Origin of the sequence: Agrococcus casei LMG 22410 (genome assembly GCF_900163565.1) — a bacterium.
Lineage (GTDB): Bacteria > Actinomycetota > Actinomycetes > Actinomycetales > Microbacteriaceae > Agrococcus > Agrococcus casei.
The window spans coordinates 57607-74566 of sequence record NZ_FUHU01000044.1 but is presented as its reverse complement, the minus strand read 5'-3'; the positions used below and the strand labels follow the sequence as shown (position 1 = coordinate 74566).

At 65.8% G+C, this 16960-nt stretch carries 15 protein-coding genes; 7 read left to right on the top strand and 8 right to left on the bottom strand.

The genetic code is table 11. The annotated features are described in order from the left end of the window. The first annotated feature begins 6 nt into the window (after positions 1 to 6). The gene (locus CZ674_RS11515; RefSeq protein ID WP_086992672.1) at positions 7 to 1482 is read left to right on the top strand and encodes an NAD-dependent succinate-semialdehyde dehydrogenase; all 1476 of its coding nucleotides are present in this window, start codon (positions 7 to 9) and stop codon (positions 1480 to 1482) included. Positions 1483 to 1624: 142 nt separating this feature from the next. Here the strand turns inward: CZ674_RS11515 and nagA are convergent, their stop codons facing one another. The 3 genes from nagA to CZ674_RS11500 are packed head-to-tail and all read right to left on the bottom strand — an operon-like array spanning position 1625 to position 4698. Then, a complete protein-coding gene (nagA, locus tag CZ674_RS11510) occupies positions 1625 to 2788 on the bottom strand; it encodes an N-acetylglucosamine-6-phosphate deacetylase (RefSeq protein WP_200810100.1) in 1164 nt (387 codons plus the stop codon). Position 2789: 1 nt separating this feature from the next. After that, positions 2790 to 3527: a glucosamine-6-phosphate deaminase gene (gene nagB, locus CZ674_RS11505; protein WP_086992670.1), complete on the bottom strand. Its 738-nt coding sequence runs from the start codon at positions 3525 to 3527 to the stop codon at positions 2790 to 2792. Positions 3528 to 3555: 28 nt separating this feature from the next. Beyond that, positions 3556 to 4698 carry an ROK family transcriptional regulator gene (locus CZ674_RS11500; RefSeq protein WP_159456977.1) on the bottom strand — a complete coding sequence of 381 codons (1143 nt, stop codon included), beginning with the start codon at positions 4696 to 4698 and terminating at the stop codon, positions 3556 to 3558. A gap of 153 nt (positions 4699 to 4851) precedes the next feature. On the opposite strand from CZ674_RS11500, the gene nagE reads away from it, so the two are divergent. Continuing rightward, complete coding sequence (gene nagE / locus CZ674_RS11495) at positions 4852 to 6756, top strand: N-acetylglucosamine-specific PTS transporter subunit IIBC (protein WP_086992668.1); 1905 nt, start codon at positions 4852 to 4854, stop codon at positions 6754 to 6756. 59 nt (positions 6757 to 6815) lie between these two features. Here the strand turns inward: nagE and CZ674_RS11490 are convergent, their stop codons facing one another. Then, positions 6816 to 8630, bottom strand: coding sequence for an ABC transporter ATP-binding protein (locus tag CZ674_RS11490; RefSeq protein ID WP_234988567.1), 1815 nt, complete (start codon positions 8628 to 8630; stop codon positions 6816 to 6818). A 114-nt stretch (positions 8631 to 8744) separates the two neighbouring features. On the opposite strand from CZ674_RS11490, the gene nhaA reads away from it, so the two are divergent. Further along, on the top strand, positions 8745 to 10070 hold the full coding sequence (gene nhaA / locus CZ674_RS11485) for a Na+/H+ antiporter NhaA (RefSeq protein ID WP_086992666.1): 1326 nt from the start codon (positions 8745 to 8747) through the stop codon (positions 10068 to 10070). Between the two features lie 20 nt (positions 10071 to 10090). Here nhaA and CZ674_RS14535 read toward each other — a convergent pair whose 3' ends face one another. From CZ674_RS14535 to CZ674_RS11475, 3 genes are all read right to left on the bottom strand, one after another. After that, positions 10091 to 10213: a hypothetical protein gene (locus CZ674_RS14535; protein WP_268802404.1), complete on the bottom strand. Its 123-nt coding sequence runs from the start codon at positions 10211 to 10213 to the stop codon at positions 10091 to 10093. A gap of 176 nt (positions 10214 to 10389) precedes the next feature. Then, the gene (locus tag CZ674_RS11480; protein ID WP_086992665.1) at positions 10390 to 11718 is read right to left on the bottom strand and encodes an MFS transporter; all 1329 of its coding nucleotides are present in this window, start codon (positions 11716 to 11718) and stop codon (positions 10390 to 10392) included. A gap of 164 nt (positions 11719 to 11882) precedes the next feature. After that, complete coding sequence (locus CZ674_RS11475; protein WP_086992664.1) at positions 11883 to 13130, bottom strand: MFS transporter; 1248 nt, start codon at positions 13128 to 13130, stop codon at positions 11883 to 11885. Between the two features lie 45 nt (positions 13131 to 13175). Between CZ674_RS11475 and CZ674_RS11470 the strand changes: the two genes are divergently transcribed. From CZ674_RS11470 to CZ674_RS11455, 4 genes are read left to right on the top strand one after another with little or no spacing between them, the layout of a single operon-like run. Further along, positions 13176 to 14102 carry an ABC transporter ATP-binding protein gene (locus CZ674_RS11470; RefSeq protein ID WP_086992663.1) on the top strand — a complete coding sequence of 309 codons (927 nt, stop codon included), beginning with the start codon at positions 13176 to 13178 and terminating at the stop codon, positions 14100 to 14102. A gap of 6 nt (positions 14103 to 14108) precedes the next feature. Continuing rightward, complete coding sequence (locus CZ674_RS11465; RefSeq protein ID WP_086992662.1) at positions 14109 to 14915, top strand: ABC transporter permease; 807 nt, start codon at positions 14109 to 14111, stop codon at positions 14913 to 14915. Beyond that, positions 14912 to 15718: an ABC transporter permease gene (locus CZ674_RS11460; protein WP_086992661.1), complete on the top strand. Its 807-nt coding sequence runs from the start codon at positions 14912 to 14914 to the stop codon at positions 15716 to 15718. Before CZ674_RS11465 ends, CZ674_RS11460 begins: the two co-directional genes overlap by 4 nt. 9 nt (positions 15719 to 15727) lie before the next feature. Continuing rightward, positions 15728 to 16171, top strand: a complete 444-nt coding sequence (locus tag CZ674_RS11455) for a hypothetical protein (RefSeq protein ID WP_086992660.1) — start codon at positions 15728 to 15730, stop codon at positions 16169 to 16171. A 10-nt stretch (positions 16172 to 16181) separates the two neighbouring features. On the opposite strand, the gene CZ674_RS11450 is transcribed toward CZ674_RS11455, so the two are convergent. Continuing rightward, entirely contained in the window at positions 16182 to 16922 is a 741-nt protein-coding gene (locus CZ674_RS11450) for a hypothetical protein (protein WP_086992659.1), read from the bottom strand. Positions 16923 to 16960: the final 38 nt, after the last annotated feature.

The window sequence follows — 16960 nt, the reverse complement described above, 5'->3', positions numbered from 1 at the left end:
CCTCGTATGGCCAACGCAGCCCAGGAGCAAGCGCTCCTCTCGAAGATCCCCAGCGGCAAGCTCTACATTGCTGGCGAATGGGTCGACGGAGAAGACGGCACGATCGATGTGAGCGACCCGGCAACGGGCGAGAAGATCCACGAGATCGCCAACGGCTCGGTCGCCGACGGCAAGCGTGCCCTCGACGCCGCGTGCGCTGTGCAGGACGAGTGGGCGCGCACCTCTGCTCGTGAGCGCTCCGACATCCTGCGTCGCGCGTTCGACATCATCACCGAGCGCAAGGACGAGTTCGCCCTGCTCATGACGATGGAGATGGGCAAGCCCCTCTCTGAGGCGTATGGCGAAGTCAAGTACGGATCCGAGTTCCTGCGCTGGTTCTCTGAAGAGGCAGTCCGCGTTTACGGCCGCTACAACGACAACCCCGAGGGAACCGGCCGCATGCTGGTCGCACACCGACCCGTCGGGCCCTGCTACCTCGTCACCCCCTGGAACTTCCCGCTGGCTATGGCCACGCGCAAGATCGGCCCCGCAATCGCAGCCGGCTGCACCATGGTCGTCAAGCCCGCGACGCTGACCCCGCTGTCGACTCTGTTGTTCGTGCAGGTGCTCGAAGAAGCCGGTCTGCCCAAGGGTGTCGTCAACGTCATCACGACCCGCTCGACCGGTGCTGTCACCGACGAGATCATGAGCGATGACCGCCTGCGCAAGATCTCGTTCACGGGTTCGACTCCGGTCGGCATCAGCCTCATGAAGAAGGCTGCCGACAAGGTGCTGCGCTCGTCGATGGAGCTCGGCGGCAACGCCCCGTTCGTCGTCTTTGAAGACGCTGACCTCGACAAGGCTGTAGATGGTGCGATGGCTGCGAAGTTCCGCAACATCGGCGAAGCGTGCACGGCAGGCAACCGCTTCATCGTGCATAACTCGATCGCTGACGAGTTCGTACAGCGCGTCACCGAGCGTGTCAAGGAGCTCAAGATCGGTCGCGGCACGGAAGACGGCGTTACGATCGGCCCCCTCGTCGAAGAGAAGGCTGTCACCAACGTCAAGCGTCTGGTCGATGAGGCAGTCAGTGCCGGAGCAACGCTCAAGCACGGCGGCAACCGCGTCGAGGGTCCCGGCTCGTTCTTCGAGCCGACGGTGCTCGACGGTGTCAACGACGAGATGAGCATCTCGATCGAGGAGATCTTCGGGCCGGTGCTTGCAGTGCAGCGCTTCGAGACCGAAGAAGAGGCTGTCGCGCTTGCAAACCGCACCGAGTACGGCCTGATGAGCTACGTCTTCACCGAAGACTCGCAGCGTCAGCACCGCATGGTCGACCTGATCGACAGCGGCATGATGGGCATCAACATCGGTGTGCTCGCCAACGCTGCGGCACCGTTCGGTGGCGTCAAGCAGTCGGGCATCGGCACCGAGGGCGGTGCTGAGGGCATCCACGAGTACCTGTCGAAGAAGTACTCGCTGATCCCGAACCCGCACGCATAGCGGCGACGCACTTCAGCGTTTCGGAACGCGCAGCAGGCTTCGGCTTGCTGCGCGTTCTGGCGTCTGGGGCGGCGGGTCGACCGCGTGGCAAAGCTGAACTCCCTTTGGAGAGGACCTTGCAGAGCTGACCTCCCTTTGGAGTTCAGAGGGCGACGGCCTCCCCGGCACTCCACACAGCCCGCACCTGGAGATCACTGGTCAGCAGCACCGCATCTGCAGCGCGACCAGCAGACAGGATGCCCAGATCGACCCCCAGCACGCGTGCGGGAGTCGTCGTCACGGCGGCGATCGCATCGCTCACCGGCACGCCGGCCGCGACCGCCTGCCGCACCGCCGCATCCTGTGTCAGTGTCGATCCCGCGATGGCGCCGCCCTCGCGAAGCCGCGCCACACCGTCGGTCACGACGACGTCGAGCGACCCGAGCACGTAGTCGCCGTCGGCGGCTCCGGCCGCCACCATCGCATCGGTGACGAGCGCGACTCGGCCCGGGGCCGCAGCAAACACCATGCGCAGCAGGTCAGGGTGCACGTGCACGCCGTCGGCGATCAGCTCGATCACGACACGGTCGTCAGACAGCGCCGCGCCGACAGGTCCGGGGGAGCGGTGCAGCAGCGGCGCCATGGCGTTGAACGCATGGGTCAGGAGGGTTGCTCCGGCGTCGAATGCCCGCGCGGTCAGATCGCGGTCGGCCTCTGTGTGTCCGATTGCGCACACCGCACCCGCATCGACGATCGCGCGCACGGCGTCGAGACCGCCGTCGAGCTCAGGCGCAAGCGTCACCTGCCGAACGGTTCCGGAACCCGCTTCGAGCAGCCGCTGCAGCACCGCATCCGGCGCTCGCAGCTGCGAGGCATCGTGCGCGCCGCGACGCGCATCTGACAGAAACGGCCCCTCAAGGTGCGACCCGAGAATGCCCAGTTCGCCACCGCCCAGCTCGCCGGCCAGCCCGGCGATCTCGGCGACCCGCTCGGCGAGCAGATCAGCAGAGTCGGTCACGAGCGACACAACCGCGCTCGTGGTGCCGTGTCTGCGGTGGAATTCGCGGGCTGAGCGGATGGCATCGGCACCTTCTTCGTGGGCGAACCCGCCACCGCCGTGGGTGTGCAGGTCGATGAAGCCGGGAGCCAGCAGCGCGCCCTCGCCCGCGACCGCAGCACCGTCGACAACCGCAGCGTCGACGCCGTCCAAGCCCGTGATCGAACGCCACGAGTCACCCTTGCCCGTCTCGCGAACGCGGCCGTCGTCGATCAGCAGCCAGTCGGCATCCGACCCGTGCACCTGCACCGAGTGAATCAGGGTGCGCATGTCAGCGATTCCGCAGCAGGCTTGCCGCTGCCTCGTCGATCACGATCGTCGCGCGCGGATGCAGCTGCAGGGCCGATGCCGGCAGCGCTTCTGTCACGGGTCCTTCGACCGCTCGGGCGACGGCCTGTGCCTTGTTCTCGCCGAACGCCAGCAGCACCAGCTGCCGGGCTTCGAGGATCGTGCCGATGCCCTGTGTTGCAGCGTGCGTCGGCACGTCGTCGATCGAGTCGAAGAAGCGCGCATTGTCGCGCCTGGTCGACTCGGCCAGCTCGGTCACGCGAGTGCGCGAGTCGAAGGCGCTGCCGGGCTCGTTGAAGCCGATGTGCCCAGTGGATCCGATCCCGAGCAGCTGCAGGTCGACGCCGCCCGCCTCGCGAATCGCGGCCTCGTAGTCGGCGCACGACGCTTCGTCTGCCTCGGCGCTTCCGTCTGGCACGCGCACGAGCTGCGGGTCGAGGCCGAGCGGCCTCACGACCTCGCGGGCGACCACGCTGGCGTAGCCCTCGGGGTGGCCGGCCGGCAGTCCGACGTACTCATCGAGGGCGAACGCGCGCACGGCATCGACCGCAATCGACTCGGTGCGAATCAGGTCAGCCAGCGCGCGATAGGTCGTCAAGGGGGTCGAGCCGGTCGCAACGCCCAGCACGAAGCTCGGCGAGGCCGCGATCTGGTCGGCGATGCGCCGCGCGACGACTGCTCCGGCCTCGTCGGCCGTCTTCGCGATGATCACTTCTGACATGTTCTGCCTCCTTCTCGCACCGAACTGCTCACGCGATGCCGAGTTCATTCGACAGTACGATGGCGAACACACCGCGCAGCCTCGCCGATTCGTCGCCTTCTGCGATTCGCACCCGCAGCCTCGCCGCGACCACGTCGAGCAGGCTCTCTGACAGCTGATCACGACAGGCTGCCAGCAGCGGCCCCTCGATCAGGTCGCGCGGCCCCGTTACAGCAATGTCGGTGAGTCCGAGCACAGCCACGGCGGGAGCCAGCGCGATGCCGAGCATGCGTCCGGCCTCGGCGAGCACGGTGTCGTGTTCAGACGCGGATGCGCGCGCAAGCCTGTCGCGCAGCTGCGGGGTGGCGAGGGTGGCTTCGAGGCATCCGCGGCGTCCGCACTGGCACAGGCGATCAGACGAGGGGTCGACGACGACGTGCCCGAACTCGCCCGCGGCTCCGTGCAGCCCGTGCACGACGCTGCCGTTGACGATGGTGGCGGCGCCGACGCCGTTGCCGATGCGCACCATCAGCAGATCGTGGCTCGTGTCGCCCTCGCTCACTTCGGCGATGCCGATTGCGGTCACGCCGCCGACGACGGCAACGGGCAGGCGCATCCGCTGCTCGAGGTGTGCGCGAAGAGGCAGATCGCTCCAAGCGAGATGCGACGACGAGCGCACGACGCCCTCTGCGTCGATGATGCCGGTGGCGCTGACGCCGATGCCGAGAACGGGGGCCTCGGCCTGCTGGAGCACCGTCTCGATCACGCCTTCGAGCAGCGCGAGGGCGTCGGGGCCGACAGCACCCGCGCGCGAGACGGTCGTGTGGAACAGCTGGGTTCCGGTCAGGTCGAAGAGCGTGCCCTCGATCTCGTCGGCGCTCGAGATCGCGACGGCGGCGACCGTTCGGGCGGCGCTGATGAGGTGCAGCGCGCGAGCGGGGGCTCCCGGGCGCTTCGAGGGGCGTACGCCCTGCTCGGCCACGATGCCCTCGGTGATCAGCTCGGCGACGACACCGGAGATCGCCACCTGCGAGAGGCCCGTCGAACGAGCCAGCTGGGCGCGAGACGAACCGGGGGAGCGCTGCAGCAGGCTCAGCACCAGGGCGCGGTGATGGCGACGGGCGTCCTGCGGGCGCAGGCTGCGCCGAGCGACCGACCCGGTCACGGGGAATCCGCCACGCTGGTCATTCATGGGATGCGCCATCGCCTCTCAGTCAGGTAGTCTCCCATATTAACTTAATGAAGTTAACGATCAAACGCATCTCTCAAGAGTCGGTGCACGGGGCGAAGGCGCCCGCAGCGGTCAGGCTCAGCGGAGGGCGCACAACTGGTACCGGGAGCCCTCATGAAATTCTTCCAACGACTCGGCCGATCGATCATGCTGCCGGTGGCAGTGCTGCCGGTCGCCGCAATCCTCCTCGGCGTCGGCTACTGGATCACGAACCTCGCCGGCGACAACATCGCCTCGGTGTTCCTGACCGCAGCCGGCGGCGCGCTCATCGACAACATGGCGCTGCTGTTCGCGATCGGCATCTCGATCGGCATGGCCGACAAATCTGATGGCACGTCTGCGCTCGCCGGCCTCGTCTCATGGCTCACAGTCACAACCCTACTGAAGCCCGAGACCGTGCAGCTGCTCACCGGCGCTGAGGCGCTCGAAGCCGTCGACCCGGCCTTCGGCAAGATCCAGAACGTGTTCGTGGGCATCATCTGCGGTCTGATCGGCGCCTGGAGCTACAACCGGTTCAAAGACACGAAGCTGCCCGACTACCTCTCGTTCTTCTCGGGCAAGCGCTCCGTCGCCATCATCACCGCCGGCATCTCGCTGGTCGTGGCGGTCGCGCTGTTCTTCATCTGGCCCTTCGTCTACAACGGCCTGGTCATCTTCGGCGAGTGGATGCTCACGCTCGGCCCGGTCGGCGCCGGCATCTACGGATTCCTGAACCGCCTGCTGATTCCGCTCGGCCTGCACCACGCGCTCAACTCGGTGTTCTGGTTCGACGTCGCAGGCATCAACGACCTCAACAACTTCCTCGCTGGCACCGGCACATTCGGTGTCACCGGCCAGTACATGGCCGGATTCTTCCCGATCATGATGTTCGGCCTGCCCGGTGCAGCGCTCGCGATGTACGTCACCGCAAAGACCAAGCGCCGCAAGGCAACCGCGGGCATCATGATCTCGGCCGCGTTTGCCTCGTTCCTGACCGGAGTCACCGAGCCGCTCGAGTTCGCCTTCATGTTCCTCGCGCCTGTGCTCTACGTCGTGCACGCGGCATTCACCGGCATCTCGATGTTCATCGCCGCGCTGCTGCCGACCCGCATGGGCTTCGGCTTCTCTGCGGGCTTCATCGACATGGTGCTCGGATGGGCGAACCCGATGGCGCAGAATCCGTGGATGCTGCTCGTGATGGGCGTGTTCTGGTTCGGCGTCTACTTCATCGTGTTCCGCTTCGTGATCCTCAAGCTCAAGCTTCCGACGCCCGGCCGCGAGCCAGAAGACGAGGCTGTGACCGGCAGCACAGGCACGCTGGCGACTGCAGGTGGCGGCAAGTACGCGACTGCGGCATCCGGTTTCCTGCACGGACTCGGCGGCAAGCGCAACATCACGAGCCTCGACAACTGCACCACCAGGCTGCGTCTCGAAGTCGCCGACCCGTCGCTCGTCGACGACCAGGCGCTGAAGCAGGCCGGTGCGATCGCGACCGTCAAGCCCGGTGGCAAGTCGGTGCAGGTCATCTACGGTCTCAACGTGCAGTTCGTGCGCGACGCGATGGACGACATCATCGCCGGCCGGGTTCCTGAAGAGGGGCCGGATCAGACAGCGGATGCGGCGGCTGCGGTCGCCGAGTCGGCTGTCGTGAGGTTGCGCCAGCCGGTGCAGGGTCAGGTGATCACGCTGCAGGAGGTGCCCGACGAGGTGTTCGCGGCCGGAACCCTGGGCCCCGGCCTGGCAGTGCAGCCCGTCGATGGCATGGTCGTCGCGCCGGCGGCCGGCCGCGTGGTGTCGGTTGCGCCGCACGCGGTCGGCCTTGCGCTCAGCGATGGCATCGAGGTGCTCGTGCATGCGGGCATCGACACCGTGAAGCTCAATGGAGCCGGGCTCGAGGCGCTCGTTGCTGAGGGCGACGAGGTTGCTGCCGGCACGCCCCTGCTGCGTCTCGACCTCGATGCGATCAAGGCAGCCGGGTACTCGGCGGTGACGCCGGTGGTGGTGCTGAACCGTCCGGGTGCGCGCGTCGAGTTCGTTTGAGTCAGTGTCGAGTAACGCTGGTGTTTGACGGTCAAACACCAGCGTTACTCGACACTAGATCAGTTGGTGAGCAGCTGATGTGAGGCGATCGAGCGGTACAGGGCCGATGTCTCGAGCAGTTCGTCGTGCGAGCCGACCGCGCACACCTGCCCCTCATCGAGCACGATGATCGCGTCGGAGTCGACCACGGTCGAGAGCCGGTGGGCGATCACCAGCATCGTGCGGCCCACGGCAACCGCGTCGATCGCCTCCTTCATGCGCATCTCGTTCAGCGAGTCGAGGCTCGACGTCGACTCATCGAGCAGCAGGATGGGCGGGGCAGCAAGCAGGGCGCGTGCGATCGCGAGGCGCTGACGCTGTCCGCCAGACAGCTTGACGCCGCCTTCGCCGACCTGGGTGTCGAGCCCGTCGTCTGCGCGGTCGACGATCTCAGCGAGGTTGACCCGCTCGAGCACATCGAGCATGTCGCCCTCGGTGGCACCTCGCCTGCCGATGCGCAGGTTGTCGCGGATCGTGCCCGCCAGCACCCGCGCATCCTGCTCGACATAGCCGATGCGCGAGCGCAGCTCCTCGTGGCTGAGTGAGCGAACGTCTCCGCCGTCGACATGAATCGAACCCGTGTCAGGCTCGTAGAACCGCTCGATGAGAGCGAACGAGGTCGACTTGCCCGCACCTGACGGACCGACGAGCGCAATCTTCGACCCGCGCGGAACCCGGAACGACACATTCCGAAGCACCGATTTCGGCGACACGGCGCCCTCAGCAGCAGCCTCGTCAGACGTCGTCGACTTCGCGTGCACGACCTGCTCGGGGTAGGCGAACGAGACGTCGACGAACTCAATTGCCGCATCCGTCTGTCTGCTCGGCTGAGCGGCAGCCGCAGGCACCTCAGCCTCGCTCGGCAATCGCACGATCTCCTGGATGCGGCCGAGCGCGCCAAGCGCCTGCGAGACCGCCGACATCGCACCGAATAGCTGGCCGAGGGGCATGATCATCAAGAACAGGAACATCAGGAATGCCACCAGCTGGGCGATAGCGAGGTCGCCTGAAGCGACGCGCAGGCCGCCGAGTCCGAGCACGGCGAGAAAGGCCAGCTGCATGGCAAGGCCTGCGACCGGCACAACGAACGCCGAGATCTGCGCGACCTTGATCCCTGCCCGATATGCATCGTCGGTGCGGCTGTGAATCTCAGAGATCTCCTGCTCGGATGCGCCGGCAGCGCGGATCGTGCGGATTCCGCTGATGCCGCGCTCAAGGGCGCTGGTGAGGTGGCCGACCTGTTCCTGTGCGCGCCTTGTGGCACGCGAGAGCAGCGGCATGACGACGACCATCGCTACGATCGCGATGGCGACGACGCCGACGGTCACGCCGAGCAGCATGGGGTCGATGATGGCCATCGCAATGACGGCGCCGACCAGCGTCAGCGTGCCGCCGATGGCTTCGACGAGCCCCTGCGTCAGCACCGCGCGAAGCAGCGTCGTGTCACTGCCGACGCGAGAGACGAGGTCGCCGGTTCGGCGTGCGTCGAACTCGATGATGGGCAGGTGCAGCATGCGGCTGACGAGCCTGCGCCTGCTGCCGCGCACGACGTTCTCGCCGATCACCTGCAGCAGGAAGTGCTCGAAGCCCGACACCAGCGCATCGGCGAGCACGAACACGACCAGCAGGAGGGGCAGCCAGGCAAGTGGTGACTGCTGCTCGACGCGAGCGATGATCTCTTGCACGAACAGCGGCTGGATAAGCGACGTGACCGCTCCGATCAGCGAGAGCACGATTGCTCCGGCAAACAGACCGCGCCGCACGAACAGATACGGCAGCAGCTCTTTCAGGCTCGCACGCGGGCCTTCATCCTTCTGGCGACGACCAAACGCCATATGCGCAACTCTCCTCATATTTCGGCCGAGACAGACATCTCGGTTAGCATTGTCGACGGTGCGTCGGGAAGTCTGGTCGACAGGTTCAATCATCGCACCCTGGAACGGAATCCCATGACATCCGAAGCATCGAAGCCCCAGCCCGGTCAGTTTCCTGACTACGGCAGCCACTCAGAAGCGACGCGAATCGGAACGATTCTGCGCAAAGAGACCGTGGGCGGCGGGCTGCTCGTCGCGTTCGCCGCGATCGCCATCGTCTGGGCGAACACCCCGTGGGCAGATGCATACTTCGCAATGCGCGACTTCGAGGTCGGCTTCGAAGCCATCGGCCTGAAGCTGTCGCTCGGCACCTGGGCTGCCGACGGGCTGCTCGCGATCTTCTTCTTCCTGGTCGGCCTTGAGCTGAAGAAGGAGTTCGTCATCGGCGACCTCCGCAAGTTCAAGACCGCCGTCGTGCCCATCGCCGCGGCATTCGGCGGCGTCGCCGTGCCGGCCCTGGTGTACCTCGCGATCGCGGGTCGTCACGAAGGGCTCTCGCAGGGCTGGGCCATTCCGACCGCAACCGACATCGCATTCGCGGTCGCGGTGCTGGCCATCATTGGCTCGCACCTGCCCTCGCCCCTGCGCATCTTCCTGCTCACGCTCGCGGTCGTCGACGATCTCCTCGCCATCTCGATCATCGCCATCTTCTACACCGATGAGATCCAGTTCATGCCGCTGGGCACCTCGATCGCGATCATCATCGTCTACGGCCTGCTCGCGCACCTCTGCCGCAAGTTCTTCGCCACGCGCATGTGGGCAGCCTGGCTCATCCTGCTGCCGCTCGGCATCCTCGCCTGGGTGTTCATGCACGAGTCTGGAATCCACGCGACCATCGCCGGTGTGCTGCTCGGCTTCGCTGTTCCGGTCTTCGCGAAGGGCAAGACGGATGCGCCGGGACTGGCAGAGGAGTTCGAGCACCGTTTCCGCCCCCTGTCGGCAGGTGTTGCGGTGCCGATCTTCGCGTTCTTCGCAGCGGGGGTCTCTGTCGGGGGAGTCGACGGCTTCATCGCCGGGTTCACCGAGCCGGTGACGATCGCGATCATGGCCGCGCTGATCCTCGGCAAGCCCATCGGCATCTCGCTCGTGACCTTCATCGCGAACAAGGCGATGGGTCGCAGCCTCGACCCGTCGTACAAGTGGATCGATCTGCTCGGCGTCGGCCTCCTCGCCGGAATCGGGTTCACTGTGTCGCTGCTGGTGACCGAGCTGAGCTTCGACTCGGGCGACCCCGTGCACGATCTCGCGAAGGCAGGGGTGCTGAAAGCGTCGGTGCTTGCGGCGATTCTCGCTGCCATCCTGCTTTCGGTGCGCAACCGCCACTACAAGAAGATCGCCGTGCGCGACGCGATCGACGCTGACGACGACGGAACTCCCGACGTCTACCAGCGCCAGGACTGACTTCGTCACTTCAGCGCCGACTACCGGTACGAGCTGCTGCGGCCGACGCACCTGATCGTCATCGCGGTACTGGTCATCAGCGCGATTGCCGCATCCGTGCTCTTGCGCGACCAGATGTGGGTGTTCTGGACGATCTTCGGCATCCAGATGGTCTACTTTCTGCTTGTCGTGCCCATCAGCGGGCGCCGTCGAGTCGATCGCATGCGGCGCGATCGTTCGTGACCTGCGCGGCGCAACCGACTTGGCTTGCGCATCCGTCAGCAAAGCAGATCGCCGGGCGTCACTGACGCCCGGCGATCTGCTTGTGTGAGGCCCTCTGCTACTCGAGGTTCTCGGTGTACTCGAGGTCCTTCGTGTCGTGCGTCAGGCGCAGTGCGACGAACGTGACGACGGCTGCTGCAGCGAGGTAGATGCCGACCCAGAACGTGCTGCCGCCCCCGAGCGTCCAGAGGGCGACCGCGATGAACGGGGCCACAGCGGCACCGATGATGCTCGAGACGTTGTAGGCGATCGCACTGCCGGTGTAGCGCACGTTCGCAGGGAACAGCTCAGGCAGGTAGGCGGCCATGGGGCCGAACGTGAGACCCATGAGCGTGAAGCCGAGCGACAGCATGAACATCGTGCCGACGAAGCCGCCGGCGAGCAGCGGCACCCACAGCAGTCCGAACACTGCGATCGAGATCGTGACCCACGTGAGCATCTTGCGACGGCCCTGCTTCTCGGCCAGGGGGCCGGAGACGAGGGTGAAGATGCCGAAGAACACCACGCCGAAGACGAGCATCCACAGGAAGTCAGTGCGCTCGTAGCCGAGGCCCGCGACGTCTGCATCGGTGTCGGCGGTGCCGTAGGTCAGTGTGAAGGTCGTCATCAGATAGAACAGCACGTAGGTGGCGAACATGATGAACGTGCCCTGGATGAGCGGCTTCCATGCGGTCTTGAACACGCGAGCCACCGGCACTGCGGCAACGGCCTGCTTCTCGACCATCTTTGTGAATGACGGAGTCTCCATGAGCGAGATGCGCACCCAGAGACCGACGATGACCAGGATTGCGCTTGCGAGGAATGGCACGCGCCAGCCCCACGCGAGGAACTCGGCTTCGGTGAGGCCATAGCTGAGAGCGATGAAGACGGTGTTGGCCAGGATGAAGCCGATGGGGGCGCCGAGCTGCGGGAAGGTGCCGAAGATGGCGCGCTTTCCGGGAGGGGCGTTCTCGGTCGCGAGCAGTGCCGCGCCTGACCATTCGCCTCCAAGCCCCAGGCCCTGTCCGAAGCGCATGATCACAAGCAGTGTGGGCGCCAGGATCTCCCAGCCGGGGGTCTGCGCCGTCGGGAGGAGGCCGATGAGCGTCGTCGCGATGCCCATGGTGAGCAGTGATGCGACGAGGGTCTTCTTACGGCCGACCTTGTCGCCGAAATGGCCGAACAGAATCGAGCCGAGGGGGCGGGCGATGAACGCGACGCCGAACACGGCGAACGACGCCAGCAGTGACGTGGTCTCGTCGTCAGATGCGAAGAACAGCGTCGGGAACACGAGCACGGCTGCTGTCGCGTACGCGTAGAAGTCGTAGAACTCGATGGACGTGCCGATGAGGCTGGCCAGGATCACCTTGCGCGGTGAGTTCGCCTTCTTGGCTTCGGTTGTGGTCATTGGGGATAGCTTCCTAGTGGGCAGGGCCCGAACATGTTGCAATTGTCGTTCTGCACAGGCGAATCGGCGGTAACCGTGGCGCCGCGTGCAAGGCGGATGATTGTGTCATCGAGAAAAGCCAAGCGCCAGTGTACGCCGACCTGACGTGCCCTCGGCAGCATGGGTCATCGCTCGACGCGAGCTCCGCGCAGCGGTGAGAGCAGAGCGACCAGCGCGGCCGCGGCGAAGATTCCAACGACGATCAGCAGCGTCGGACGGTAGTCGAGCACGCCAGCCATCACGCCGCCAGACAGCGCCCCGATGACCGCGACAGTGCGATTGGCCGACCGCATCGTCGAGCCGACGCGCCCCAGCATTGCTCGTGGGGTCACCGTCTGGCGGTAGGCCATCTCGCTCGGATCCTCGAGGCCCAGAGAGAAGCCATAGAGCAGCTGCACAGCACACAGCGCGGCGACGGTAGTCCATGTGGCATCGAAATCAGGGGTCAGCGCCGTGCCCGCCCAGGTGAGCGCGCAGAGACCGCGAGAGGCGATGATCGTGTTGCCTTCGCCCATCCGTGCCGCCGCTGCATTGGCTGCGAGAGCACCCACCAGCCCGCCGACGCCAGCCGCCGTCAGTACGAGGCCGTACGCGACGGGGGAGAGGCCGAGCCCCCGCAGCGCGAACAGCGCGAGCACGGTCATCGCGATGCTGTTGGCGAAGAACCACACGTGCGTCGAGGCGGCCAGCGGCGCCAGGGTGCGGTGTCGGTAGACGAATCCGACGCCCTCTGCGATGCCGCGCAGCATGCGGGTCTTCGTCGGATGCGGCGGAGGCTCGGGTCGTCTGATGCGCGCGATCATCAGTGCTGTGCCGATGCGGGCTGCGCTTGTGGCCACCAGTGCCAGCGGTGCGCTGAGAGCTGTCAGCAGCAGGCCGCCGGCAGCAGGGCCCGAAGTCTGTGCGATCGTCATCGACTGGCCGAGACGGGCGTTGGCGAGCACGAGCGAGCGCCGAGGCACGAGGTCGGGCAGGTATGCCTGCTCGGCGGCCGCGATGAAGACGCCGCAGCAGCCGGCCGCGAACAGCATGGCTGCTGTCAGCCAGACACTGAGCGACCCGAGCATGAACAGCAGCGGGATGACGAGCACGAGCGCCGCCTGGACGAGATTGCCGACGATCAGCGTCCGCTGTCGCCGCCAGCGATCGACGAGCGCGCCTGCGACGAGTCCGATGAGCAGGTATGGCAGAAACTGCGCAGCTCGCACGAAGCCGACCTGGGCCTCGGTCGCACCGAGCACCTCGATGACGAGCACGTCGACAGCGATCGTCGACACTGAGAGCCCGGCGAAGCCGATCGTGCTGGCGACCCAGTATGTGCGAAATCCGCGCAGGGCGAGCGGCTCGCGTGCCTTTCGGGCGTCGGTGCTCACGCTTCAAGCGTAGACGTGTCACTGGCCTCGGCTAGGTTGGTCGTCATGCCTGAATCACACATCATCGCCGAGGGGCTCACGAAGCGCTACGGCGACTTCGCAGCTGTCGACGGCATCGACTTCGACATCAAGGCAGGCGAGTCCTTCGGCTTCCTCGGCCCCAACGGCGCCGGCAAGTCGACGACGATGCGCATGATCGCGGCAACGAGCCTGCGCACCGAGGGCCGCCTCGAAGTGCTGGGGCTCGACGCGAACGAGAATGGTCCTGAGATCCGGTCGATGCTCGGCATCGTGCCGCAGGCCGACAACCTCGACGAAGAGCTGCGGGTGCGGGAGAACCTTTATGTCTACGGCCGCTATTTCGGTCTGCCTCGCGCTGTCGTCAACGAGCGGGCGGATGCGCTGCTCGAGTTCGCGCAGCTGGTCGAGAAGAAGAAGGCGCGCGTCGATGCGCTCTCCGGCGGCATGAAGCGACGCCTCACGATCGCCAGGGCGCTCATGAACGAGCCCAAGGTGATGCTGCTCGACGAGCCGACCACCGGCCTCGACCCGCAGGCACGGCACGTGCTCTGGGATCGCCTGTTCCGGCTCAAGGAGCGCGGCACGACGCTCGTGCTGACGACGCACTACATGGACGAGGCCGAGCAGCTCTGCGACCGACTCGTCGTGGTCGACCACGGCAGGATCGTCGCGGAGGGCAGTCCCGCGAGCCTCATCCGCTCGTACTCGACTCGTGAGGTGCTCGAGGTGCGCTTCGGAACCGACAAGAACGAGCAGGCTGCCAAGACGATCGAGGGCATCGGCGACCGCGTCGAGGTGCTGCCCGATCGTGTGCTCGTGTACGCAGACAACGGCGAGCAGGCGCTCAGCGCTGTGACCGACCGCGGCCTGCAGCCCGTGACGAGCCTCGTGCGCCGCTCGAGCCTCGAAGACGTCTTCCTGCGCCTCACCGGGCGCTCGCTGATCGACTGAGGCCGCATGACGACACCGTTCGCACGCACTCGCCGCATGGGCTGGTGGTATGTCGCCGAGCACCGCATCCGCGCGATGCGCAACTACATCGGCTCGTTCTTCATCATCGGCCTCGGTTCGCCCGTGCTCTACTTGCTGGGGCTCGGCGCCGGGCTCGGCGTGCTCGTCAACGAGCGCCAAGGAGCCGAGGCGATCGACGGCGTCAGCTACATCGAGTTCCTCGCGCCGGCGCTGCTGCTGGCCGGCGTCATCGTCTCGGCTGCCCAGGAGTCGACATTCGGCGTGTTCGGCGGCTTCAAGTGGACGCCGATCTTCTTGGGCATGCGCGACACGTCACTCACGCCGCGGCAGATCGTCACCGGGTTCACCGTGGGCACGATGGCCCGCTACCTGCCTGCTTCGGCGATGTACCTGCTGGTCATGTACAACTTCGACATCGTGAACGGCTGGCGTCCGCTCCTGCTGCTGCCGATCGCAGCACTGCTCGGGCTCGCGGTGTCGCTCTGCGTCATGGCGTGGGTCGCGACGCAGAAAGACGACCGCGGGCAGCTCTCGTTCATCGAGCGGTTCGTGATCACTCCGCTCACGCTGTTCAGCGGAACATACTTTCCGCTCGAGACCCTGCACCCCGGCCTGCACTGGATCGGCTGGATCTCGCCGCTCTGGCACTCGGTCGAGCTCGGCAGGCTCGTCTCCTACGGCTCTGAGCAGCACGGCTGGCTCACGCTCGTGCACATCGCCTATCCGCTGGCGCTGATCGTGCTCGGCTGGGTGCTGTCGGTGCGACACTTCACGAAGAGGCTGCAGTCATGAGCGAACAGACACAGAGCCGCCGGATCATGCAGGGCATCTACTCGCGCAACACGCGCAGCGTCGTGTCGCGCGGGATGCGCGTCATCGCCCGCAACAACTGGATGATCGTGCTCACCGGGTTCTTCGAGCCCGTCTTCTACCTGCTGTCGATGGGCGTCGGGCTCGGCGCGCTGATCGGCAGCGTGCAGTTCATGGGCGTCGACGTGGCGTACGCCGCGTACATCGCACCGGCGCTCATGGCAGTCAGCGCGATGAACGGCGCGGTCTACGACTCCACGATGAACGTGTTCTTCAAGATGCACTACGCGAAGCTCTACCAGGGCATGCTCTCGACCTCGCTCGGACCCTTCGACATCGCGTTGGGCGAAATCATCCTGGCGCTGTTCCGCGGGCTGCTCTATGCGACCGGATTCATGCTGGTGACGACCCTCATGGGCCTCAACCTCGCCTGGACGGCACTGCTGGCGATTCCGGCGGCCCTCATCGTCGCATTCGGGTTCGCCGCCTTCGGCATGGCGATCACGAGCTACATGAAGACGTTCCAGCACCTCGACTTCGTGTTCTTCCTGATGATGCCGATGTTCCTGCTCTCAGCCACGTTCTTTCCGATCGAGGTGTACCCCGAGCAGATCCAGTGGGTGATCATGGCGCTTCCGCTGTGGCACGGGGTCGACATGATTCGCATGCTCACGACCGGAATCATCGACTTCTCGATCATCTGGCACGTGCTCTACTTCGCGGTCATGATCGTCGTCGGAATGTTCTTCGCAACTCACAGGTTGAAGTCACTCTTCCTCAGATAGTGTTCAGCAATGATCATCTGGCGCGGCTGGGGCATCCTGGCATTCATCTACACACTCGTGGGCCTCGCGATCGGGGCCGCCATCGGCAACGCCGCGTCGACTGACAACGGCTCAACGCTCATGTTCATGGGTCTCGGAGGCATCCTCGGTGCGGCGGGCGGGTTCGCCCACGGCTGGTACCTCAACGTCATCTCGCCCCGAAAGAAAGCCGAAGCGTGGGAGGCCGCAGAGCGTCCGCGCCTGCAGCAGGTCGCGCAGTCGGGCCAGCTCGTCTACCGCAACACGCAGCCGACCTCGGCTGCTGAAGCCGACCAGATGATCGAGTCGATCATCGCCGACGGTCGCGGTCAGTTCAAGCGCGCCGGCTACCACTCGGTCTTCTGGGTGCCCATGCAGTGGATCTCGATCGTGTTCGCGCTGATCTGCGTGGGCATTCTCTTCCTCGGCTTCTGATTCGAGCGGTTCAGCTCCAGTCGGCCACGATTCCTCGGGCGACTGCGCTGAATGATGCGGTCTCGAGCGCTGCCGGGTCGAGGTGCAGCGTGATCTCGTCGCCGCCGGCGAGCGTGACGGTCACGTCGTAGACCGCGGTGCCGAGCGTCGGCATGATCTCAGGCAGTGGGCTCGAGTAGTCGCTGAAGATGCCGTGGTCGCGCATCGCGGATGCGAGCTCGTCGAGTTGCGCGGCATCCGACACGCGGATCTCGGCAGGGTCGACGCTTGAGGTGACAATGGCTTCGACGATCTCGTCCTCGACGTAGAGCTCGGGCAGCTGCTGGTGCCAGCCCTCGAGCAGCTCGACGATGGCCTTCTGCGTGTCGCCCTCGTAGTTGCGCACCTTGAGATCGCCCGTCGCGCCATCGGCCTGTGTGAACTTGACATCGGCGGTCGTCCCGCCAGTCATGTCGGCATCCTCGAAGGGCTCGCCGTGCTCGCTGTGGTCGAGCAGCGCGGCTTCGAACTGTGAGATCGCAGCGGTGTCCTGCACGATGTAGGTGCTGTCGTCATAGCCCTGCACCGGCTTGTTGAGCGAGAATTCGACCGACGTGACCGGATTCGACTCGAGCTCGTCGGCACCGATCTCGATGATGCCGTCTTCAGGGCTCGTCGGGTTCTGCGAACCGGCGAAGACGCATCCGCTCAGTCCGACGCTGGCGATGAGGCCGAGAGCAAGGGCAGTGAAGGGGCGGCGCAGTGTGTTCACTCCACCAGAATCGCCCACGACACTGCCCTCGGGCTCCG